The organism is Pseudomonas sp. UBA7530 (genome assembly GCF_002479365.1).
Lineage (GTDB): Bacteria > Pseudomonadota > Gammaproteobacteria > Pseudomonadales > Pseudomonadaceae > Aquipseudomonas.
Map to the genome: position 1 here is coordinate 1,032,508 of NZ_DLMS01000011.1, position 20,235 is coordinate 1,052,742.

Below are 20,235 nucleotides of genomic sequence, written 5' to 3' on the forward strand. Positions count from 1 at the left end.
AGCCCCCTCTCCCATTTATGGGAGAGGGTTGGGGAGAGGGCAAGCCGCGTCCTATTCTTCAGCCTGCTCCGCCTGCAAGGCTTCCAGCGCCGGGGCGGCGTAGATACCCACTTCCACCGCCAACTCCATTACCCGCGGCAGGTCGCTGGCATACACCAGCACCGCCTGCAACTCGTCATCCAGCGGTTCGCTGAAATCCACCAGCACGTAGCCGCCGGTTTCCGGTGACAGCGCCGAGAGCTGCACCTGGATGCGGTTGAGCGCCTTGAGCGGTTCGGTCTTGGCCAGTTGCTTGGCCTTCAGTACGAACTGCACTTGCGGGCCGAAGGATTCGGTGATGCGCTGGAACAGCTCTTCATAGCTGTCGGCCTGAAACAGCACCGTCTCCGGCAGGCTGCCGATCACCACCCATTCGCCCAGCGGGATAGGGAATTCGTCGTCGTAGTTGACGTCCGGATTGGCGGCGAGGAACGCGGCCGGGTCGGCATAGGCCTGCGCCGCCTCATCGGCGATACGCGCGATCTCGTCTTCGGCCAGGCAGCCGGAGCTTATCTTGGCGATCAGTTCTTCCAGCTGGGCTTGCATCGGGGCATTCCTGTAACGAGGGCGAAGGCGCGCAGGATAACAGGTCGTTTTCACCCCGGTCTTGCCGATGCAGTGGTTTTTCAGCGGCCTGTCGCGGCAAGGCGCGCCGCGCTAGAAGTAGGCCAGCAGGCGGCCGAGGCTCATCGCCAGCAGCCAGAGCAGCAGCGACAGCGCCGCCTGCATCCGGCCGAGCAGCGGTGCGTGCAGGTCCCAATTGGCCAGTCGGGAGTTCCACAGGCGACGAAATAGCAAAGCGTTGCCGATGGCCAGGGCGATCAGCAGCAGCTTGAGCTGCAGTAGACGGTCAACGGTCAGCGGCCCGGCGTCGGCGGCGAATAGGCAGAAGCCGCTGCCTAGCAACAACACCAGACCCAGCACTGCCAGCGGCGTCAGCGTCCGCGACACGGCAGGCAGTGAGAAAGCGCGGCCGGCGCCAAGCAGACGCGCATCAAGCAGCAGCATCGGCCCCAGCAGCAGAACCAGGCCCAGCAGGTGCAGCAGGTTCAGCGCAGGATAGAGCAGTGTCGAGCTGCGCATCTGCGTGCCCAGTGCCGAGGCTTCGAGCCAGGCCGCCCAGGCGATCAGGCTGTCCATCTACCTGAGTTCGATGGTGCGACCGTCGACGATGATGCGTTCGGCGCGGATCTCCGGGGTGCCGTCCTTGCGTGGGTAGCCGACTATGGTCACGGTCTTGCCCTCCGTCAGGTCGGCTTCCGGCAGGCCACGTGCCTGCAGGCGGTTGATTGGGGCGAGGATCACCTGCCAGGTGCGCCCGTCATGCTCGATGCTCACGTCGGCGTGAGGGTTGCGGTAGCTGACGCTCTGCAGCGGCACCTCCAGGGTCAGTGGCTGATCCGAGTCATAGGAGCTCCAACCATGGTGGGCCTGGGCGAGGGAGCCGGCCAGCAGCAGGCCGAGGGCGGTGGCAACGAGCAGCAGTTTCTTCAGCATGGCGATCACCCGGTGGGCTGATTGAACACCGGGTAAACCTAGACGCTGAGACCGGCGCCGGGGCGCACCGGCACATTTGGAAACAGAATGGCGCCAGCCTCAGCCGTAGCGTTTCTTCGCCTCGATGGCCAGGCCACTGCCGATGCTGCCGAAGGTATTACCCTCCACGCTACGCGCGTTGGGCAGCATCGCTGCCACGCTCTGGCGCAGCGCCGGCACGCCACTGGAACCACCGGTGAAGAACAGCGTATCGACCTGATCGGCCGCGACGCCGGCATCGGCCAGTAGCTGTGTGAGGCTGGCGCGAATGCGTTCGAGCAGCGGCTCGATGGCGTTCTCGAACAGCGGGCGGGTCAGTTCGGCGACCAGGCCCGGTTCGACGCGCGACAGGTCGATGGGGCGCGTGTGCTGTTCGCTGAGGGCGATCTTGCTTTCTTCCACCTGCATCGCCAGCCAATGCCCGGCGCGCTGTTCGATCAGACCGAAGAGGCGGTCGATGCCGGTCGCGTCGACGATGTCGTAGCGCATGTTCTGCAGGGCCAGTTGGGTCTTCTGCGCGTACAGCGCATTGATGGTGTGCCAGGTGGCCAGGTTGAGGTGGTAGCTGGTGGGCATGAAGGCGTCGCTCTTCATCCTGCTGCCATAGCCGAACAGCGGCATCACGCCGGCCAGCGACAGCTGCTTGTCGAAGTCGGTACCGCCGATGTGCACGCCGCCGGTGGCCAGGATGTCGCCCTGGCGCTCGGCCAAGTGGTGACGCTCGGGCGCCAGGCGCACCAGGGAGAAGTCCGAAGTACCGCCACCGATGTCGACGATCAGCACCAGCTCCTCGCGCTCCAGGCTCGACTCGTAGTCGAAGGCCGCGGCGATGGGCTCGTACTGGAAGGACACCTCCTTGAAACCGAGCTTATGCGCCACGGCCACCAGGGTGTTCTGCGCCTCCTGGTCGGCGGCCGGGTCGTCGTCGACGAAGAACACCGGGCGGCCCAGCACCACTTCCTCGAAGGCGCGCTCGGCCTGGCTTTCGGCACGCTTCTTCAGCTCACCGATGAAGAAGCCGAGCAGGTCCTTGAACGGCAGGGCGCTACCCAGCACGGTGGTCTCGCTCTTCAGCAGCTTGGAGCCGAGCAGGCTTTTCAGCGAGCGCATCAGGCGCCCTTCATAGCCTTCCAGATACTCGTGCAGGGCCAGACGGCCGTAGACCGGGCGGCGCTCTTCGGTGTTGAAGAAGATCACCGAGGGCAGGGTGATCTTGCCGTCTTCCAGGGGCAGCAGGCTGTCCTGGCCGGGGCGCAGCCAGCCGACGGTGGAGTTGGAGGTGCCGAAGTCGATGCCGCAGGCGCGGGCAGGCGTAGAAAAGGACATGGAAACGCAGGGCCGAAAAAATGGCCGCGTATTCTATGCCAGCGCCGCGGTGGCGGCGAGTCGTCAGGACGGCAGGTTGTTGCCTCGCTGTTTTTCCTTCCACTGGTTCCATTCGAAGCCCAGCACCACCAGCAGCGACAGGGCGAAGGGCAGCAGCAGGTAGAACATGCGGAACACGATCAGCGCGGCCAGTACATCGGCGGCGGGTATCTCCGGCAGGGCGGCGAGAAAGGTCACTTCCAGCACGCCCAGGCCACCCGGCGCGTGGGACAGCAGCGCCAGGGAGAAGGAGGCGAGGAACACGCCGAGCACCACCAGGTAGCCGGGGTGATTATCGGCCGGCAGGGCGAAGTAGATGATCGCCGCCGCGCACAGCAGCTCCAGCGGGCCGGCCAGCAATTGGCGGCTAACGATGGGCAGGCGTGGATATTCCACGTGCAGCTTGCCCAGCGTCCAGGGTTTGAACTGGCGCCACGAGCCCAGCACGTAGAGGCCGACCAGGCTCAGCAATACGCTGCCGATCACCACCGATACCAGCGGCGTGATATTGGCCACCCGGTGGACCAGGTCGGGCTGGGCGATCAGTACGCAGCCGCTGGCGAGCAGGGTGCCGAGAGCGAAGGTAAAGGAGCAGAAGACGATGAGAATGCCGATTTCCTGCGGGGTCAGGCCTTTGCTGCGATAGGCCCGATAGCGCACCACGGCCCCGGAGAACACCGAGGCGCCAATATTGTGCGCCAGTGCGTAGGTGGTGAAGGAGCACAGGGTGATGAAGCGCCAGGGAATCTTCTTGCCCAAGTGAGCGACGGCGATGCGGTCGTACCAGGCCAGTGCCCAGTAAGCGCCGAGGGTGGCCACTGCAGCGAGCAGCCAGTTCATGTGCGAGATCGCCTCGAGGCTGCCCTTGATCTCGTCGAGGGAAATATTGCGCAGTTCGCGATAGAGCAGGAAGCCAGAAAGCACCACGGCACTGAGCCCGATCAGCGTCCAGATCAGGTCGCTGCGCTTCAGTTTGGGTTTGGCTTCTACGACAGACACCGCTATTCCTCGCTCATCAAGCCCCAGAGTTGTGGGGCCGCATGCCTCTGACGAGGCGGCTGTTCACCGGCTGGCCGACCGTTGGCGGATTGTGCCCGCACGGCGCGCTGCGCAGTATCAGGGAGCCGCCGCCAGTACTCAACTGGCAGGCATGCAGGCGCCCCTTAGTAGTTGTGTCAGCGATTGTCCCGATACGTTCATATCCAGGCTAGGGTCAGCGCCGCCAGCACCGCGTAGCGGCTGGCTTTGGCCAGGGTGACGATGAGCAGGAATATCCACAGGCGCTCGCGCATCACCCCGGCGACCAGCGTCAGTGGGTCGCCGATCACCGGCATCCAGCTGAGCAGCAACGACCAGCGCCCGTAGCGCGCGTACCAGGCCTGCGCCTGCTGCAGCCGAACCGGGCTGACCGGAAACCAGCGCCGCTCGCGGTAATGTTCGATCGAGCGCCCCAGCAGCCAGTTGACCCATGAGCCCAGCACGTTGCCCAGCGTCGCAGCCAGCAGCAGCGCCCATAGCGGATGCTGGCCGGCCAGCAGTAACGCCACCAGAACGGCTTCGGACTGCAGGGGTAACAGCGTTGCCGCGCCGAAGGCGGAAAGAAACAGACCCAGGTAAGCGGAAAGCCCGAACATGTTCAGCGCTGCCGACCCGCAGGTCGGCGCGGCTCAGCTCTGCGATTCCTGGCCGGTGTTGGCCATGATCTCTTCCAGGCTCAGCCCGGTCAGGCCATGAATGGTCTTCCACAGGTAGTAGAAGATGGCCATCAGCATGATCATCGAGGGAATGGCGATCATCGGATAGCTGAGCAGCGTCATGCGCCCGAGTTCGTCGTTGAACGCCTCGGTACCGGCCGGGCTGACCACGATCCACTTGGCCAGCACGTAGTTCATGAACGAGGAGAAGAAGAAGGTGCCGCTGAGCCAGTAGGTCGCGCGCATCAGCCGTGTTTCGAAGTGTTCGACATGGCCGCCCTGTTCCAGGCGATCATGGATCTTGTCGACGTTGAGCACGGTCTTGTTGAACAGAAGGGTGCGGATCAGCGGGTAGCGGGTGCGAGTCGAGACCAGCACGGCGATGCCGATCAGACCGGGGATCAGGGCTTCTTTGACCGCCAGCCATTGGGTGTCGAGCTTTAACAGGCCGATGCCGCCGGTGAGCGCGACGCTGACAAGGCCGAGCAGGGCGATGAAATTGAATTTGCGGTATTTGATCAGCTCGAACGCGCCCCAGCCCAGGGGGAACGCCAGGGCCAGCAGCAGCGCGCCGTCGGCACCGAGGCGGTGCTCGCCACTGAGCTTCATCAGAATGAACGAGGGAATCAGGATGCTGATGGCCAGATCGATCAGCGGGCGGGGCTTGTGCGTCGGGGTACGGCTGTCAGTGGTGGCGGTCATGGTAGCTGGAGTCTGCGTAGGAAGCCCGATGATCGCCTGCCCGGCGCGCCAGAGCTAGCCCGACTGTCGGTTTTGAATGTGAAAAAGTATGAGTCGACAGCTTGCCGACAGGAGTAGCACCGTGCAATAGCGCTGCTAAAGTGATGGCGAGGCCCTGGAGTCGAACATGCCAAGAATCATCCCCTTCATTTGCCTGCTGCTGAGCGCCTGGGGCCTGGCGGCGCCACCGTCCTGGGCGCGCGACTGCATCGGCCTGGTGCCGGCCGGCACCTCGTCCTACTGGGCCGAGCTGGAGGCCGGGGCGAGGCGCACCGCCGAGGATCTGCAACTGCAACTCTATACCCGTGGCCCCGCGCATGAGGGTAGCGTCGAGGTGCAACTGCAACTGATCGATCATGTCCTCGCCCATGGCTGCAAGGCGCTGATCATCGCTCCGGCCGGAGATGCCATCGACGACCGTATCGTGGCCCTGCGCGCCGAGGGTATTCCTACCGTCTACGTCGACCGCAGTGTCGCCGGTGAGGGCGCCTATGCGCTGGTGGCGACCGACAATTTCCTTGCCGGCCAGTTGGCCGGGCAGCAGTTGGCCGAACGCCTCGGGCGGGGTGGTCGGGTCGGCGTGTTGCGCTTGCGCCCGGGTCTGCAATCGACCGAGGAACGCGAGCGCGGTTTTCTGCTCGCAGCGCAATCGGCGGGGCTGCAGGTGGTATTCGACACCTACCTGGGCGATGACCGCCAGCGCATCGTCGAGGCCCTGAGTGAGCAATTGCCCAGACTCGACGGCCTGTTCAGCCCCAATGGCAGTGGCAGCCGCGCCACCCTGGCGGCCCTGCGCCAGTTGGGCAAGGCCGGACAGGTAGACTTCGTTGGTTTTGACGGTGGCGAGCCGCTGTTCGGTGCATTGCGTGAGGGGCAGATTCAGGCCCTGTTGCTGCAACAGCCACAAGCCATGGGTGACCATGCGGTGCGCCTGGTGCAGCGCGCTCTGAGCGGCGAGCGGGCCATTACGCGGTTGCAACTGCTGCTCGAGCCGAGGGTGATGACCGCCAGGGAACTGGCCGAGACCGCCGCGCCAGCGCAGCCTTGGTGATGGATGCGCTAGGCGTTTATGATCCTGCGTCGGCCGCCCTGAATTCGCTGTAGGGCGGCCCTTGACGGTATGACGTATGAACCTGAAATACCCGGTTGCCCTGCTGTTGCTCCTTTGCAGTCTTGGCGCTCATCTGTCGGCTGCCGAGTTGCGGCTGTACACCGAAGACTATCGACCGTTCAGCTATCTGCAGGACGGCAAGCCGAGCGGCATGGCAGTGGAGGTGGTCGAGGCGCTGATCCGCCGTACCGGCGAAACCGCGCGCATCGAATTGGTGCCCTGGACGCGCGGCTATCACCAGGCTCGTCATCAGGCCGACACCGCGCTGTTTTCCACCGTGCGCACGGCGCAGCGTGAAGCCGAGTTCCAGTGGGTCGGGCCGATCGCGCGGGGCTACACGCGGTTCTACACGCACAAGGATGCCGGGTTGCGGGTCACCAGCCTCGATGACGTGCGCCAACTCGGTACCCTCGCCGTGCCCAAGCAGTGGTACAGCTACGAAGTGCTTCGCCAGCAGAATCTGGATAACCTCTACGGCGTGCCGACCCCGCAGGACATGCTGCGCATGTTTCGCCATGGCCGGGTCAAGTTGTTGCTGGCCAACACCCTGACCCTCGATGGCATGCTCGCTGAACAGGGTATGAATGCCGAGCAGTTGCAGGAACAGTTCGACCTGATGCCCAACGATTCCTATATCGCCTTCTCCCTGCAGACCGATGCCGCGCGTGTCGCCCGTTGGCAGCGGGCCCTTCAGGACATGCGCGATGATGGCAGCCTGGCGCGTATCTACAGGCACTGGTTTCCAGGCGCCGACGAGCGAGCGTTGGCCGATTTGCTTCGCGCCGAGTGAAGCTGCTGCGTGGCGTAACGCGTCTTGCTAGGTTGCAAGCGGGAGGGGGCTGATGGGCAAGCGCTTGCATCGATGGTTGTGTGTCGTGCTGGTGGTGCTATGTGCGCCAGCGGCGGCGCAGCTGCGTCTGCTCACCGAGGATGCACCGCCGATGAGCTTCATGCGCGATGGTGAGGCCAGCGGCTTTTCCATCGATGTGGTCAGAGCCTTGCTGGCGCGCACCGGTGATAGCGGGCGGATCGAGCTGATGCCCTGGACGCGTGCCCTGCATCTCGCCCAGCAGGACGAAGACATCGCGCTGTTTTCCACCGTGCGTACGCCCGAGCGTGAGGACAGATTCCACTGGGTCGGCCCCATCGTCGTTGGTACCACCAGCTTCTACTCGCTGAAATCCCACCACTTCGTCATCGACACGCTGCAGCAGGCTGCAGCCAGTGGGCCGCTGGCACTGCCCAAACAGTGGTACACCTTCGAGATCCTGAGCGCCAAGGGTTTTGACAACCTGTACGGCGTGCCCAGTTCGAAGCATATGATGACCTTGCTCAAGCATGGCCGGGTCAAGCTGATCGCCACCGAGGACCTGACTCTGGCTGGCGAGCTCGCCGCCGTGGAGCTCAAGCCACAGGATGTCACTGCGCATGTGCCGTTCATGCGCTCGGCCTATTACATCGCCTTTTCCCCGCAAACCTCGGTGGTGCGTGTGGCGCGCTGGCAGCGGGCTTTGCAGCAGATGCACGAGGACGGCAGCCTCGAAGCCATTCTCAGGCGCTGGCTGCCGCACGCAACGATGCCGCCGATGGAACCGTAGCGGCTCGCCTGGCGACTGGTTAACCTGAACGCTGCAATTCACCGAGCCCGATCATGTCGCGTCCCAATGTCACTCTCGATCTACGCAGCCGCGCCGGATTGTTCGCTCACCTGGGGGCGATGGAACGGGCGGGCGTGCCCATCGATCGAGCGCTGGCCAGCCTGGATCTCGGTGTGCGCCATGAAGCCGCCGTGAAGCGCTTGCGACAGATGGTTGGCAACGGACGCGACCTGGCGACTTCCGGCCAGTTGACTGGCGTGTTCACGCCATTGGAAAGCGGCTTGGTGCGCGCTGCGCAGGAGGCCGGCGCGTTGGCGCATATCTACGAGCAATTGGCGCAGCGTTACGATGAGCAGGCACGCCACGCCGCCGAACTCGTCTCACGTTTGCTGCTGCCCGCCGGCGTGTTGATGCTGGCGCTGGCGGTCAAACCCTTGCCCGCCTTGGTCGCTGGAAACCTGAGTGTCGCCGGCTACCTCGCGGCCGTGCTGCTACCCGTATTGTGGCTATCGATATTGCTGTTTGGTGCTCGAGCACTGTGGCGCCGCTGGCAGCAGCGGCGAGCCGATCAACCGGGCTCTTTTGACGATCTGCTGCTGGCCCTGCCAGTGCTCGGCAGCCTGCAGCGCCGCGCGGACCTGCGAAATTTCTGCGATAGCCTCGGGCTGTTGCTGGAGGCCGGCATGCCCGTGCTCGACGCCTTGCCACGCGCCTGTAATACGGTGAGCAGCATAAGGCTACGGCGGGATTTCGCCAGCCTGGCGCCGCGAGTCGCCGCCGGGCAGTCGCTGGTGCGTGCCTTCGATGCGCTGAACTTTCCCGGCAAAGCCATGCTGATCGGCGTGCTTAATACCGGTGAAGCGACCGGCCGCCCGGGCGAGGCATTGCTGCGTTTCGCCCGCCTGCAGGCGCAGCAGCTGGCCGCGAGCCAGCAGATGCTGGCGAGCTGGGCGCCACGGCTGTTCTATCTGGCCGTCGCCATCTGGATGGCATACGGCCTGCTGACCGGCGGCGGCTTCTTTCCGGCGCTGCCCGCGGAGCTGGCTGGCCGATAAATTGCTGGTCATTGACCACGGCGAGCCGTCTGAAAGCTGGCAGCAAGTGCCTTGCGCTAGCATTGGTCACGTCTACGCCATTACTAAAACGAGAAAAAAGCGATTCAACCGACTTTGGAATACGCCCCATGCCCATCCTGCAACGTGCATCCCACCATGAGCTACGCAGCGCCTTTCGTGCACTGCTCGCTTCCGACCGCTGCTACCACACCGCTTCGGTCTTCGACCCCATGTCCGCCCGTATTGCCGCCGATCTCGACTTCGAAGTCGGCATCCTTGGCGGCTCCGTCGCCTCTCTGCAGGTGCTCGGCGCGCCGGACTTCGCCCTGATCACTCTTAGCGAGTTCGTCGAGCAGGCCACGCGCATCGGCCGTGTCTCACGTTTGCCGGTGATCGCCGACGCCGACCACGGCTATGGCAACGCGCTCAACGTGATGCGTACCGTGGTCGAGCTGGAGCGTGCCGGCGTTGCCGCGCTGACCATCGAGGATACGCTGCTGCCGGCCCAGTTCGGCCGCAAATCCACCGACCTGATTTCCATCGAGGAGGGCGTCGGCAAGATCCTCGCGGCGCTGGAAGCACGCGTCGACCCGGAGCTGGCGATCATCGCCCGCACCCATGCCGGTGTGCTGGATGTGGACGAAGTGATCCGTCGCACCCGCGCCTACGAGGCGGCTGGCGCCGATGGTATCTGCCTGGTCGGGGTCAAGGATTTTGCCCATCTGGAGCAAATCGCCTCTGGCCTCAAGGTGCCGCTGATGCTGGTCACCTACGGTAACCCCGAGCTGCGCGACAACCAGCGTCTGGCCCGGCTCGGCGTACGCATCGTGGTCAACGGCCACGCCGCCTACTTCGCCGCGATCAAGGCCACTTACGATTGTCTGCGCGAACAGCGCGGCGCGCAGCAATGCGACCTCAACGCCACCGAGCTGACCCACAAGTACACCATGCCCGAGGATTACATCCGCTGGGCCAAGGAGTTCATGGAAGTCCGCGAGTAGCGACAGGCTGCACTTGCACTTCGCGTCTCCCGGGCGCATATCTGTCCAGGGAACGCGAGGAGGTGGAGCATGGCAGGTGGTTGGGCAAGCGACGACGCAGTTCAGGAACAGATCGACAGCAGCATCGAGGACGCCGTCTCGCGTGCGCGCAGCCAGCTGCCGAAAGGCGAAAGCCTGCGTCACTGCGAAGAATGCGATGCGCCCATTCCCGAGGCTCGTCGCCAGGCGATTCCCGGCGTGCGCCTTTGCGTCAAGTGCCAGGCCGAGCACGACCGGGAAAACGCCGCCTATAGCGGTTATAACCGCCGGGGCAGCAAGGACAGCCAGTTGCGTTGAACAAGCGGTACGGCACCTCTACGAGTCCTGATGGTCTAGTGCTACTACAACCGTGACTCAGGAAGAGGTGCCTGCATGACGATTTTCGAAGCCTTACGCATCAGCCACGACATCCAGCGCGAACTGGCGCATAAACTGATCGCCACCCAGGGCGACAGCGCCGAGCGCCACGCCTTGTTCTCTCAGCTCAAGCACGAGCTGGCCGTGCATTCGGTGGCCGAAGAGCGTCATTTCTACATCCCCCTGATGCAGCAGGATGCGGGCGTCGATCTGTCACGCCACGCCATCGCCGAGCATCACGAGATGGATGAAATGGTCGAGGGCCTGGAGGAAACCGACCCCAGCAGCCCCAGCTGGCTAGCGCAAGCCAAGGCGCTGGCGGAAAAGGTCGAGCATCACCTCAAGGAAGAAGAACACACCTTCTTCCAGATGGCCGGCAAGCTGCTACGCGACAAGGAGAAGCAGCAACTGGCCGGCGACTATCTCAGCGCCTACGACGAGATGAAACAGGCGTCCTGATGTTTTAGCTAGTCTGTATTGCAATGGTGGGTTGCACCCGCCCTACCCATGATCCGTAGGGCGGGTGAAACCCGCCATCGACTATCTGCAACAAGGACGTTGCCATGCCTGACTACCGCCGCGCCGCCGTTCCTGGCGGCACTTTTTTTTCACGCTGGTCAGCGAGCGGCGCCAGCCAATTCTCACCCGCCCCGATATCCGCCAGGCCTTGCGCGAAGCAATCGAGACGGTGCGCCTGAGCCAGCCCTTCGCAATCGACGCCTGGGTATTGTTGCCCGATCATCTGCATGCCATCTGGCGCCTGCCGCCCGGTGACAGGGATTTCTCCAATCGTTGGCGATTGATCAAGCGGCATGTCACCCATGCTTGCGGCAGCGCTTACCTGCGCGACGACCTGATGAGCGAGCGGCGCCGGGTGAAGGGGCAAGGCTCGTTATGGCAGCAGCGCTTCTGGGAGCATCTGATTCGTGACGAGCGCGACTACGCGCGGCATTTCGACTACCTGCACGGCAACCCGCTCAAGCACGGTTTGGTCACGCGTGTGCGGGACTGGCCTTGGTCGTCGTTTCACCGCTGGGTGAAGGTAGGGGTTTACCCCGTGGATTGGGGTGGGGATACAAGCATCGATGATTTGGGTGCCGGCGAATGAATTGGCGGGTTGCACCCGCCCTACAGGTTGCCACAGGCGGGGCAATCGCCTATCCGGTAGGGCGGGTGAAACCCGCCAGGGATGTCAGAACAGAAAATACCGCTGCGCCATCGGTAGCACTTCGGCTGGCTCGCACCAGAGCAACTGGCCGTCAGCCTTGACCTGATAGTTCTGCGGATCGACCTCGATGTTCGGCAGGTAGCCGTTGTGGATCAGGTCGTTCTTCTGCACTTCGCGGCAGCCTTTGACTACGCCGATCTTCTTCTTCAGCCCAAGCTGCTCGGGCACGCCGGCGTCGAACGCCGCCTGGCTGATGAAGGTGATGCTGGTGGCATGCCGGCTGCCGGCGTAACTGGCGAACATCGGCCGGTAGTGCACCGGCTGCGGCGTCGGGATCGAGGCGTTGGCGTCGCCCATCAGGCTGGCGGCAATGGCGCCGCCCTTGAGGATCAGCGTCGGCTTCACGCCGAAGAAGGCCGGGCGCCAGAGCACCAGATCCGCCCACTTGCCCACTTCGATCGAGCCCACCTCGTGGCTGATGCCGTGGGTGATGGCCGGGTTGATGGTGTATTTGGCGATATAGCGCTTGGCGCGGAAGTTGTCGTTGCCGGGGGCGTCCTCGGGCAGCGGGCCGCGCTGCTGCTTCATCTTGTCGGCGGTCTGCCAGGTGCGCGTGATTACCTCGCCGACGCGGCCCATGGCCTGGCTGTCGGAGCTGATCATGGAAAACGCGCCCAGGTCGTGGAGGATGTCTTCGGCAGCGATGGTTTCGCGGCGGATGCGGCTCTCGGCAAAGGCCACGTCCTCGGCGATGCTCGGGTCGAGGTGATGGCAGACCATGAGCATGTCCAGGTGCTCGTCGATGGTGTTCTTGGTGAACGGCCGGGTCGGGTTGGTCGAGGACGGCAGCACGTTGGGGAAGCCGCAGGCCTTGATGATGTCCGGGGCGTGGCCGCCGCCGGCACCCTCGGTGTGGTAGGTGTGGATGGTGCGGCCCTTGAATGCGCCGAGGGTAGTCTCGACGAAGCCGGACTCGTTCAGGGTGTCGGTGTGGATCGCCACCTGCACGTCGTATTCGTCGGCCACGCTCAGGCAGTTGTCGATGGCCGCCGGGGTGGTGCCCCAGTCCTCGTGCAGCTTCAGACCGATGGCGCCGGCCTTGACCTGCTCGATCAGCGGCTCCGGCAGCGAGGCGTTGCCTTTGCCGGTAAAGCCCAGGTTCATCGGGAAGGCATCGGCGGCCTGCAGCATGCGCGCCATGTGCCATGGGCCGGAAGTGCAGGTTGTGGCGTTGGTGCCGGTGGCCGGGCCGGTGCCGCCACCGATCATGGTGGTGACGCCGCTCATCAGCGCCTCTTCAATCTGCTGTGGGCAGATGAAGTGGATATGGGTGTCGATGCCACCAGCGGTGAGGATCATGCCTTCGCCAGCGATCACCTCGGTGCCGGCACCGATGGCGATGGTCACGTCCGGCTGGATATCCGGGTTGCCGGCCTTGCCGATGGCGGCGATGCGTCCGTCCTTGAGGCCGACGTCGGCCTTGATGATGCCCCAGTGGTCGATGATCAGCGCGTTGGTGATCAGGGTGTCGACCACGTCGGCGGCGCACAGCTGGCCCTGGCCCATGCCGTCGCGGATCACCTTGCCGCCGCCGAATTTCACTTCTTCACCGTAGGTGGTGAAGTCCTTTTCGACTTCGATCCACAGGTCGGTATCGGCCAGGCGCACCTTGTCGCCGACGGTGGGACCGAACATGTCGGCATAGGCTTGTCTGCTGATTTTCATATTCGCTTCCCTTGTGGCGCGAAGGCTGGCGCGTATTTTTCTGTCTGTCAGGGGATTAGGCGCTGTGGTTCTTTTGTAGGAGCGGCTTTAGCCGCGAAATAGTTATCGCGGCTAAAGCCGCTCCTACAAGAGTCACCTCAATCCAGGTCGCCCATTACTCGGCCGGCGAAGCCGAACACCCGGCGCGCACCGCTCAGCTCGACCAGCTCCACATCACGGCTCTGCCCGGGTTCGAAGCGCACCGCAGTGCCGGCCGGAATATTCAGGCGCATGCCGCGTGCGGCGGCGCGGTCGAACAGCAGGGCGTCGTTGGTCTCGAAGAAGTGGTAGTGCGAGCCCACCTGGATCGGCCGGTCGCCACTGTTGGCCACGGAGAGGGTCAGGGTGCGGCGGCCGGCATTGAGCTCGATCTCGCCATCGGCAATCTGGTATTCGCCGGGAATCATGGGCTGCTCACTCCAGAGTCAGTTGCATAAAGGTCAGATCCAGCCAGCGGCCGAACTTGCGGCCGACCTGGGGCATTTGCCCAGTGGTGACGAAGCCGAGGCGCTGGTGCAGGCGGATCGAGGCGGCGTTCTCCGACTCGATGGCGGCGACCATGACGTGCAGGCCGGCTGCGCGGGCGCGTTCGATCAGTGCCTGCATCAGCGCCGGGCCGAGCCCTTGGCCACGTTGATCGCTACGCACGTAGACCGAATGCTCGATGGTGTGGCGAAAGCCCTCGATGCTGCGCCAGGTACCGTAGCTGGCGTAGCCGATCACCTCGCCGCTGGTATCGCGCGCCACCAGCACGGGAAAGCCCGCTGCCGTGCGTTCGGTCAGCCAGGCGCGACGGTTGGCCAGGTCCACCAGGGTCTCGTTCCAGATCGCCGTGGTGTGCTGCACCGCGTCGTTGTAGATGGCGAGGATGCCGGGCAGGTCGGCTTCACTGGCGTTCGCTATTTCGTAGCTCATGGTTATGCAATCGGTTGGTGTACGGTCACCAGCTTGGTGCCGTCGGGGAAGGTGGCTTCGATCTGGATTTCCGGGATCATCTCCGGCACGCCCTCCATCACCTGATCACGGGCTAGCAGGGTGGTGCCGAGGTGCATCAACTCGGCGACGGTCTGGCCGTCGCGCGCGCCTTCGAGCAGCGCGGCGGAGATGTAGGCCATGGCTTCCGGGTAGTTCAGCTTCACCCCGCGCGCCAGGCGGCGCTCGGCCACCAGGCCGGCGGTGAAGATCAGCAGCTTGTCTTTCTCGCGTGGACTCAGATCCATCGTTCGCTCCAGTTCATGGGGAGACTGCAGGCAGCCTCCGCCTCAGGTATTCCAGATTCGGGGTGGCACTGCTTCACGCCCCAGCAGCGCCGGACGCAGCAGGCGCCAGAGTTCGATCAGCCAGGCACGCGCCTTGAGCGCTTCACTGGCCAGGCAGCGCGCGACCAGCAGGCCCGCGAGCTGGCTGAGGTCACCGCGTACGCCGTCGATCCTTAGCTCGCGGCAGCGCTCCAGCAGGTCGCCTTCCACTTCACCGCTGACCAGTAGTGTGGCGAACACCGGCTGGCCGTCCAGGCCAATGGGTGAGTCGAGCAGGCCGTCGCCGCCGATCACGCGCTGGCGCTCGTGCCAGAGCAGTTTGCCGTCGCGACGGATATCCAGCGCAGCCTGAAAATGGCCGCTGGCAAAGCGCTCGTCGGCGGCGGGGCGGCCGAGAGCAACGATGTCCCAGTAGAACAGACGAGCATCGCCGTGCAGCTCGATCTGCGTGTGCAGTTCGGCCTGGGCGCCGGCATAGAGGATGGTTTCCTGCGGTAGCCATTCCAGGGTGGCGCCAGCGTCGACACGCAGGCGCAGATCCTGCCGGGCGACACCGGCCGCGCGGTACCACTTGGCCGCGCCGGGGCTGGTGAGTTGCACCCAAGTGTTCTCGCCCGCATGGGCCGAGATATCCAGGATGTCACCACCGGCGATGCCGCCGGGCGGGTGGACGATGATGTGCTGGCACACCTCCGGTCCTTCGGCATACAGGTGCTTCTGCACCCTTAGAGGGCCAAGGTGGCGCCTGCGCACTGGCGTGGTGCGTTCGCCGTGGCGCGCGTAAGCCAGCTCCAGCTCGGCAGGCCAGCTTGGCGTGAACAGGGCGGCAGGCAGATTCATGTTAAGGCAGCGGTTCCGCAGGATAGTTGACCGAGTGGGCAAGCAAGAGGCGTGCCCTGAACCAATTCGGTGCGTGGTTGCCCGCAGGCATGCAGCGCCAGGAGCCGTCGCGGCTAAAGCTCCTCCCACAGGCGAGCGACCTTCAGATGGCCACCAGCCCGCGCACACCTTCGGCTTCCATGTTCTCGCCACGGCCGTGCTGGACGATCTCGCCACGGCTCATCACCAGGTACTGGTCGGCCAGCTCGGCAGCGAAGTCGTAGAACTGCTCCACCAGCAGAATGGCCATGTCGCCACGGGCGGCGAGCTTCTTGATCACCGCGCCGATCTCCTTGATCACCGAGGGCTGGATGCCTTCGGTGGGTTCGTCGAGGATCAGCAGGCGCGGCTGGCTGGCCAGTGCGCGGCCGATGGCCAGCTGTTGCTGCTGGCCGCCGGACAGGTCGCCGCCACGGCGATGCTTCATCTCGCGCAGTACGGGGAACAGCTCGTAGACGAACTCGGGCACGGTCTTGGCCTGGCTGCCGGGAAAGCGTGACAGCCCCATCAGCAGGTTCTCTTCCACCGTCAGGCGGCCGAAAATCTCGCGGCCCTGCGGCACATAGGCGATGCCGGCGTGTACGCGTTGGTGCGGTTTGAAGCCGGTGATGGGCTTGCCTTCCCATTGCACGTTGCCGTCCTTGGCCGGGATCAGGCCCATCAGACATTTGAGCAGGGTGGTTTTGCCCACGCCGTTGCGGCCGAGCAGGCAGGTGACTTCGCCGACCTTCACGTCGAACGACAGGCCACGGAGGATGTGGCTGCCGCCGTAATACTGGTGGAGTTGTTGGACTTGCAGCATGACGTACCTCTCGTGCCCACGCTCTGCGTGGGTATGCAACTGACGACGCTCCGCGTCGTTGGAACGCGGCGCGTTCCGGGAAGGGTTCCCGCGCGGGCGCTATGCCGTCTCGCAGTGGAAACCATCAATTTTCTTCGCGGCTGAAGCCGCTCCTACAGGCATGATGGATGTCTCGTAGGAGCGGCTTCAGCCGCGAATCAGAGAGCGTTGGCTCAGCGCCCCAGATAAACCTCAATCACCCGCTCGTCGTTCTGTACCTGCTCCAGCGAGCCTTCGGCCAGCACGCTGCCCTGGTGCAGTACGGTGACGTGATCGGCGATGGAGCCGACGAAGCCCATGTCGTGCTCAACCACCATCAGCGAGTGCTTGCGTGCTAGCGACTTGAACAGCTCGGCGGTGAACTCGGTCTCGGCGTCGGTCATGCCGGCCACCGGTTCGTCGAGCAGCAGCAGGTGCGGCTCCTGCATCAGCAGCATGCCGATCTCGAGGAACTGCTTCTGGCCGTGGGAGAGCAGGCCAGCCGGGCGGTTGCGCGAGGCTTCCAGGCGAATGGTGGTCAGCACTTCCTCAATGCGATCCTTCTGCTCGCCACTGAGCCTGGCGCGCAGGCTGGCCCATACCGACTTGTTGGTCTTCTGTGCCAGCTCCAGGTTTTCGAACACCGTCAGCGCTTCGAACACCGTCGGCTTCTGGAACTTGCGGCCAATGCCGGCCTGGGCGATCTGCACTTCGCTCATGCTGGTCAGGTCGTACTGCTCACCGAAGTAGGCCACGCCGTTGTCCGGGCGTGTCTTGCCGGTGATCACGTCCATCATGGTGGTCTTGCCGGCGCCGTTGGGGCCGATGATGCAGCGCAGCTCGCCGACGCCGATGTACAGGGTCAGGTTGGTCAGCGCGCGAAAACCGTCGAAGCTGACGTTGATGTCTTCCAGAGTGAGGATAGTGCCGTGGCGAACGTTGACGCCCTTGCCGACGTTCTTGCCGGTGTCCAGCGCCAGGCCGGTGGGGTCTAGAGCGGCTTCGAGCATGGTTTCAGATACCGGAGTGGCTTTCATTGATCCTTCTCCTTGCGCAGCAAGCCCACCACGCCACGCGGTAGATACAGGGTGACGACGATAAACAGCGCACCCAGGGCGAACAGCCAGTATTCCGGGAAGGCCACGGTGAACCAGCTCTTCATGCCGTTGACCAGGCCGGCGCCGAGCAGCGGGCCGATCAGCGTGCCGCGACCGCCCAGGGCGACCCACACGGCCGCTTCGATGGACTGGGTCGGCGCCATTTCGCTGGGGTTGATGATGCCCACCTGCGGCACGTACAGCGCGCCGGCCAACCCGCACAGCACCGCGGAGAGCACCCAGATAAACAGCTTGTAGCCGCGTGGGTCGTAGCCGCAGAACATCAGGCGGTTCTCGGCGTCACGCAGAGCGGTGAGCACGCGGCCGAACTTGCTGCGCGCCAGGCGAAAGCCCAGGTACAGGCTGCCCACCAGCAGCACCACGGTGGCGAAGAACAGCGCGGCGCGAGTGCTCTGCGCGGTGATGTCGAAGCCGAGGATGCGGGTGAAACCGGTAAAGCCGTTGTTGCCGCCGAAGCCGGTTTCGTTGCGGAAGAACAAGAGCATGCCGGCGAAGGTCAGTGCCTGGGTCATGATCGAGAAGTACACGCCCTTGATTCGCGAGCGGAAGGCGAAGAAGCCGAACACCAGGGCCAGCAGGCCAGGCGCCAGTACCACCAGGCACATGGCCCAGAGGAAGCTGGAGGTGCCGTACCAGTACCAGGGCAGTTCGCTCCAGGCCAGGAAGCTCATGAAGGCCGGCAGCCCGTCGCCCGCCGACTGGCGCATCAGGTACATGCCCATGGCATAACCGCCGAGGGCGAAGAACAGGCCATGGCCCAGCGACAGCATGCCGGCGTAGCCCCAGACCAGGTCCAGCGCCAGGGCGACGATGGCGTAGCAGAGAATCTTGCCCACCAACGTCAGGCTGTAGGCCGAGACGTGCAGGGCGTGGTCGGCCGGCAATAGGTGTAGCAGCGGCATGGCGATCAGCACGGCCAGCACCAGCAGGCCGATGGCCAGCGAAACCTGCGGGCCGAGCTTGGCTGTGGCGCGAGCGAGAACGGTTTGGTTCAGTGGCATGGTCATCAGTCGATCACCCGTCCTTTGAGAGCGAAGAGGCCTTGCGGGCGTTTCTGGATGAACAGGATGATCAGCGCGAGGATGAGGATCTTGCCGAGCACGGCACCGATCTGCGGCTCGAGGAACTTGTTCACCACGCCGAGGCCGAAGGCGGCCAGCACGCTACCGGCCAGTTGGCCGACGCCGCCGAGTACCACCACCAGGAAGGAGTCGATGATGTAGCTCTGGCCTAGGTCCGGACCGACGTTGCCGATCTGGCTCAGGGCCACGCCGCCTAGGCCAGCTATCCCTGAGCCGAGGCCGAAAGCCAGCATGTCCACGCGGCCGGTGGGCACTCCGCAGCAGGCGGCCATGTTGCGGTTCTGGGTTACCGCGCGCACGTTGAGGCCCAGGCGCGTCTTGTTCAGCAGCAACCAGGTCAGGACCACGACGAACAGGGCGAAGCCGATGATGACGATGCGGTTGTACGGCAGCACCAGGTTCGGCAGCACCTGCACGCCGCCGGACAGCCAGGCCGGGTTGGCCACTTCGACGTTCTGCGCGCCGAAGGTGACGCGCACCAGTTGAATGAGGATCAGGCTGATACCCCAGGTGGCCAGCAGGGTTTCCAGCGGGCGGCCGTAGAGATGGCGGATCACCGTGCGCTCCAGCGCCATACCGATGCAGGCGGTGACCAGAAAGGCGATCGGCAGCGCGGCCAGCGGGTAGAGCGTGAGGTATTCGGGGGCCAGGCGCTGGAAGCTCAGCTGCACCACATAGGTGGTGTAGGCGCCGAGCATCAGCATCTCGCCGTGGGCCATGTTGATCACCCCGAGCAGGCCGAAGGTGATGGCTAGACCGAGGGCGGCGAGCAGCAGGATCGAACCCAGCGACAGGCCACTGAAGGCCTGACCGAGCAGTTCACCGATCAGCAGTTTGTTCTTCACCTGGGCCAGGCTCTGCTCGGCAGCGGCGCGCACGCTGGCATCGCTTTCTTCGCCATCGAGCAGGCTTTGCAAGCGGGTGCGGGCAAGCGGGTCGCCGGTCTTGCCCAGGCGCTCCACAGCCGCCAGGCGCACTGCGGGGTTGGCGTCGCTTAGCTGCAGATTGGCCAGGGCCAGGGTGATGGCGTCCTGCACGGCTTCGTCCGCTTCGATGCTCATTCGGCTCTCGAGCAGCGGCAGCAGAGCCGGCGGTGTGTTGCGCTGCAGTTGCCGGGCAGCCTCGAGGCGCACGTGTGCGTCGTTGTCGAGCAACTGATGGCTGGCCACGGCGAAGCCGATCAGACCGCGCAGGCGGTTGTTCAGACGCAGTTTGCGTGGCGTGCCATTGGCTTCGGCGTCGCCATCAGCGGCCTGCCAGGCGCCGTCCTGTTCGATGAAGGCGCGTTTGTCGGTATCGCCGCCGACGCGGCCCTGCTGCAGGGCTTGCAGCAGTGGCATACGTTCGGGGCTGGGCGCGGCGGCCCAGTCCTGCAACAGCTTGGCCTGCTTGCTGGCATTGGCGGCGACGAAATCGTCGGCCTCGCCAGCGTTCGCCGCCAGTGGCAGCAAAAGCAGCAGGCTTAGGAGAATTCGGGTAAGGGCAGTGGGCATAAGGGTGTCCTTGGCGTAGCCCGGATGACGTCCGGGGCGAGCTTCCCGGATTGCATCCGGGCTACGGCGGCCCTCTCCCCCGACCCCTCTCCCGCAAGCGGGAGAGGGGAGACAAG

General features: G+C 64.5%; 23 protein-coding genes and 1 pseudogene. 8 read left to right on the top strand and 16 right to left on the bottom strand.

Annotation, left to right across the window (positions count from 1 at the left end; translation table 11 throughout):
• Nucleotides 1-51 precede the first annotated feature (51 nt).
• The 7 genes from B2U07_RS18535 to B2U07_RS18565 form a co-directional block, all read right to left on the bottom strand.
• Complete coding sequence (locus tag B2U07_RS18535; RefSeq protein WP_275545369.1) at nt 52-585, bottom strand: hypothetical protein; 534 nt, start codon at nt 583-585, stop codon at nt 52-54.
• Nucleotides 586-696: 111 nt separating this feature from the next.
• Nucleotides 697-1,179, bottom strand: coding sequence for a hypothetical protein (locus tag B2U07_RS18540; RefSeq protein WP_275545368.1), 483 nt, complete (start codon nt 1,177-1,179; stop codon nt 697-699).
• Nucleotides 1,180-1,536, bottom strand: coding sequence for a DUF6152 family protein (locus tag B2U07_RS18545; RefSeq protein ID WP_275545367.1), 357 nt, complete (start codon nt 1,534-1,536; stop codon nt 1,180-1,182).
• Nucleotides 1,537-1,635: 99 nt separating this feature from the next.
• Nucleotides 1,636-2,901 carry an Hsp70 family protein gene (locus B2U07_RS18550; protein WP_275545366.1) on the bottom strand — a complete coding sequence of 422 codons (1,266 nt, stop codon included), beginning with the start codon at nt 2,899-2,901 and terminating at the stop codon, nt 1,636-1,638.
• Nucleotides 2,902-2,964: 63 nt separating this feature from the next.
• Nucleotides 2,965-3,939: a lysylphosphatidylglycerol synthase transmembrane domain-containing protein gene (locus tag B2U07_RS18555; RefSeq protein ID WP_275545365.1), complete on the bottom strand. Its 975-nt coding sequence runs from the start codon at nt 3,937-3,939 to the stop codon at nt 2,965-2,967.
• A gap of 197 nt (nt 3,940-4,136) precedes the next feature.
• Nucleotides 4,137-4,574: a YqaA family protein gene (locus B2U07_RS18560; RefSeq protein WP_275545364.1), complete on the bottom strand. Its 438-nt coding sequence runs from the start codon at nt 4,572-4,574 to the stop codon at nt 4,137-4,139.
• A 33-nt stretch (nt 4,575-4,607) separates the two neighbouring features.
• Nucleotides 4,608-5,336: a VC0807 family protein gene (locus tag B2U07_RS18565; RefSeq protein WP_197857101.1), complete on the bottom strand. Its 729-nt coding sequence runs from the start codon at nt 5,334-5,336 to the stop codon at nt 4,608-4,610.
• A gap of 166 nt (nt 5,337-5,502) precedes the next feature.
• On the opposite strand from B2U07_RS18565, the gene B2U07_RS18570 reads away from it, so the two are divergent.
• The 8 genes and pseudogenes from B2U07_RS18570 to B2U07_RS18605 all read left to right on the top strand — a co-directional run bounded on the left by B2U07_RS18570 (nt 5,503) and on the right by B2U07_RS18605 (nt 11,644).
• A complete protein-coding gene (locus B2U07_RS18570) occupies nt 5,503-6,426 on the top strand; it encodes a substrate-binding domain-containing protein (RefSeq protein ID WP_275545363.1) in 924 nt (307 codons plus the stop codon).
• A gap of 76 nt (nt 6,427-6,502) precedes the next feature.
• Nucleotides 6,503-7,276: a substrate-binding periplasmic protein gene (locus tag B2U07_RS18575; RefSeq protein WP_275545362.1), complete on the top strand. Its 774-nt coding sequence runs from the start codon at nt 6,503-6,505 to the stop codon at nt 7,274-7,276.
• Nucleotides 7,277-7,328: 52 nt separating this feature from the next.
• The gene (locus B2U07_RS18580) at nt 7,329-8,084 is read left to right on the top strand and encodes a substrate-binding periplasmic protein (protein WP_275545361.1); all 756 of its coding nucleotides are present in this window, start codon (nt 7,329-7,331) and stop codon (nt 8,082-8,084) included.
• A 53-nt stretch (nt 8,085-8,137) separates the two neighbouring features.
• On the top strand, nt 8,138-9,139 hold the full coding sequence (locus tag B2U07_RS18585) for a type II secretion system F family protein (protein ID WP_296277448.1): 1,002 nt from the start codon (nt 8,138-8,140) through the stop codon (nt 9,137-9,139).
• 137 nt (nt 9,140-9,276) lie between these two features.
• The gene (locus B2U07_RS18590; RefSeq protein WP_275545712.1) at nt 9,277-10,140 is read left to right on the top strand and encodes an isocitrate lyase/PEP mutase family protein; all 864 of its coding nucleotides are present in this window, start codon (nt 9,277-9,279) and stop codon (nt 10,138-10,140) included.
• Between the two features lie 69 nt (nt 10,141-10,209).
• The gene (locus B2U07_RS18595) at nt 10,210-10,476 is read left to right on the top strand and encodes a DksA/TraR family C4-type zinc finger protein (protein ID WP_197857106.1); all 267 of its coding nucleotides are present in this window, start codon (nt 10,210-10,212) and stop codon (nt 10,474-10,476) included.
• 75 nt (nt 10,477-10,551) lie between these two features.
• Entirely contained in the window at nt 10,552-10,995 is a 444-nt protein-coding gene (locus tag B2U07_RS18600; protein WP_275545359.1) for a hemerythrin domain-containing protein, read from the top strand.
• Nucleotides 10,996-11,099: 104 nt separating this feature from the next.
• Nucleotides 11,100-11,644 (top strand): annotated as a pseudogene (locus B2U07_RS18605) (REP-associated tyrosine transposase).
• 84 nt (nt 11,645-11,728) lie between these two features.
• Here the strand turns inward: B2U07_RS18605 and ureC are convergent.
• From ureC to urtB, 9 genes are all read right to left on the bottom strand, one after another.
• Entirely contained in the window at nt 11,729-13,429 is a 1,701-nt protein-coding gene (ureC, locus tag B2U07_RS18610) for an urease subunit alpha (protein WP_275545357.1), read from the bottom strand.
• A 137-nt stretch (nt 13,430-13,566) separates the two neighbouring features.
• A complete protein-coding gene (locus tag B2U07_RS18615; RefSeq protein WP_197857109.1) occupies nt 13,567-13,875 on the bottom strand; it encodes an urease subunit beta in 309 nt (102 codons plus the stop codon).
• A gap of 7 nt (nt 13,876-13,882) precedes the next feature.
• The gene (locus B2U07_RS18620) at nt 13,883-14,383 is read right to left on the bottom strand and encodes a GNAT family N-acetyltransferase (RefSeq protein WP_275545356.1); all 501 of its coding nucleotides are present in this window, start codon (nt 14,381-14,383) and stop codon (nt 13,883-13,885) included.
• 2 nt (nt 14,384-14,385) lie between these two features.
• Nucleotides 14,386-14,688: an urease subunit gamma gene (gene ureA, locus B2U07_RS18625; RefSeq protein ID WP_275545355.1), complete on the bottom strand. Its 303-nt coding sequence runs from the start codon at nt 14,686-14,688 to the stop codon at nt 14,386-14,388.
• Between the two features lie 42 nt (nt 14,689-14,730).
• Nucleotides 14,731-15,567: an urease accessory protein UreD gene (locus tag B2U07_RS18630; protein ID WP_275545354.1), complete on the bottom strand. Its 837-nt coding sequence runs from the start codon at nt 15,565-15,567 to the stop codon at nt 14,731-14,733.
• 142 nt (nt 15,568-15,709) lie between these two features.
• Nucleotides 15,710-16,408, bottom strand: a complete 699-nt coding sequence (urtE, locus tag B2U07_RS18635; protein ID WP_275545353.1) for an urea ABC transporter ATP-binding subunit UrtE — start codon at nt 16,406-16,408, stop codon at nt 15,710-15,712.
• Between the two features lie 212 nt (nt 16,409-16,620).
• A complete protein-coding gene (urtD, locus tag B2U07_RS18640) occupies nt 16,621-17,463 on the bottom strand; it encodes an urea ABC transporter ATP-binding protein UrtD (RefSeq protein WP_275545352.1) in 843 nt (280 codons plus the stop codon).
• The gene (gene urtC, locus B2U07_RS18645) at nt 17,460-18,551 is read right to left on the bottom strand and encodes an urea ABC transporter permease subunit UrtC (protein ID WP_275545351.1); all 1,092 of its coding nucleotides are present in this window, start codon (nt 18,549-18,551) and stop codon (nt 17,460-17,462) included. The genes urtD and urtC overlap by 4 nt, the downstream gene beginning before the upstream one ends.
• Nucleotides 18,551-20,119, bottom strand: coding sequence for an urea ABC transporter permease subunit UrtB (urtB, locus tag B2U07_RS18650; protein WP_275545711.1), 1,569 nt, complete (start codon nt 20,117-20,119; stop codon nt 18,551-18,553). Before urtB ends, urtC begins: the two co-directional genes overlap by 1 nt.
• Between the last annotated feature and the right edge of the window lie 116 nt (nt 20,120-20,235).

Coding starts and splice junctions, on each gene's coding strand:
- B2U07_RS18535 (WP_275545369.1), bottom strand. CDS start 585: ATGCAAGCCCAGCTGGAAGAACTGATCGCCAAGATAAGCTCCGGCTGC.
- B2U07_RS18540 (WP_275545368.1), bottom strand. CDS start 1,179: ATGGACAGCCTGATCGCCTGGGCGGCCTGGCTCGAAGCCTCGGCACTG.
- B2U07_RS18545 (WP_275545367.1), bottom strand. CDS start 1,536: ATGCTGAAGAAACTGCTGCTCGTTGCCACCGCCCTCGGCCTGCTGCTG.
- B2U07_RS18550 (WP_275545366.1), bottom strand. CDS start 2,901: ATGTCCTTTTCTACGCCTGCCCGCGCCTGCGGCATCGACTTCGGCACC.
- B2U07_RS18560 (WP_275545364.1), bottom strand. CDS start 4,574: ATGTTCGGGCTTTCCGCTTACCTGGGTCTGTTTCTTTCCGCCTTCGGC.
- B2U07_RS18565 (WP_197857101.1), bottom strand. CDS start 5,336: ATGACCGCCACCACTGACAGCCGTACCCCGACGCACAAGCCCCGCCCG.
- B2U07_RS18570 (WP_275545363.1), top strand. CDS start 5,503: ATGCCAAGAATCATCCCCTTCATTTGCCTGCTGCTGAGCGCCTGGGGC.
- B2U07_RS18575 (WP_275545362.1), top strand. CDS start 6,503: ATGAACCTGAAATACCCGGTTGCCCTGCTGTTGCTCCTTTGCAGTCTT.
- B2U07_RS18580 (WP_275545361.1), top strand. CDS start 7,329: ATGGGCAAGCGCTTGCATCGATGGTTGTGTGTCGTGCTGGTGGTGCTA.
- B2U07_RS18585 (WP_296277448.1), top strand. CDS start 8,138: ATGTCGCGTCCCAATGTCACTCTCGATCTACGCAGCCGCGCCGGATTG.
- B2U07_RS18595 (WP_197857106.1), top strand. CDS start 10,210: ATGGCAGGTGGTTGGGCAAGCGACGACGCAGTTCAGGAACAGATCGAC.
- B2U07_RS18600 (WP_275545359.1), top strand. CDS start 10,552: ATGACGATTTTCGAAGCCTTACGCATCAGCCACGACATCCAGCGCGAA.
- ureC (WP_275545357.1), bottom strand. CDS start 13,429: ATGAAAATCAGCAGACAAGCCTATGCCGACATGTTCGGTCCCACCGTC.
- B2U07_RS18615 (WP_197857109.1), bottom strand. CDS start 13,875: ATGATTCCCGGCGAATACCAGATTGCCGATGGCGAGATCGAGCTCAAT.
- B2U07_RS18620 (WP_275545356.1), bottom strand. CDS start 14,383: ATGAGCTACGAAATAGCGAACGCCAGTGAAGCCGACCTGCCCGGCATC.
- ureA (WP_275545355.1), bottom strand. CDS start 14,688: ATGGATCTGAGTCCACGCGAGAAAGACAAGCTGCTGATCTTCACCGCC.
- B2U07_RS18630 (WP_275545354.1), bottom strand. CDS start 15,567: ATGAATCTGCCTGCCGCCCTGTTCACGCCAAGCTGGCCTGCCGAGCTG.
- urtE (WP_275545353.1), bottom strand. CDS start 16,408: ATGCTGCAAGTCCAACAACTCCACCAGTATTACGGCGGCAGCCACATC.
- urtD (WP_275545352.1), bottom strand. CDS start 17,463: ATGAAAGCCACTCCGGTATCTGAAACCATGCTCGAAGCCGCTCTAGAC.
- urtC (WP_275545351.1), bottom strand. CDS start 18,551: ATGACCATGCCACTGAACCAAACCGTTCTCGCTCGCGCCACAGCCAAG.
- urtB (WP_275545711.1), bottom strand. CDS start 20,119: ATGCCCACTGCCCTTACCCGAATTCTCCTAAGCCTGCTGCTTTTGCTG.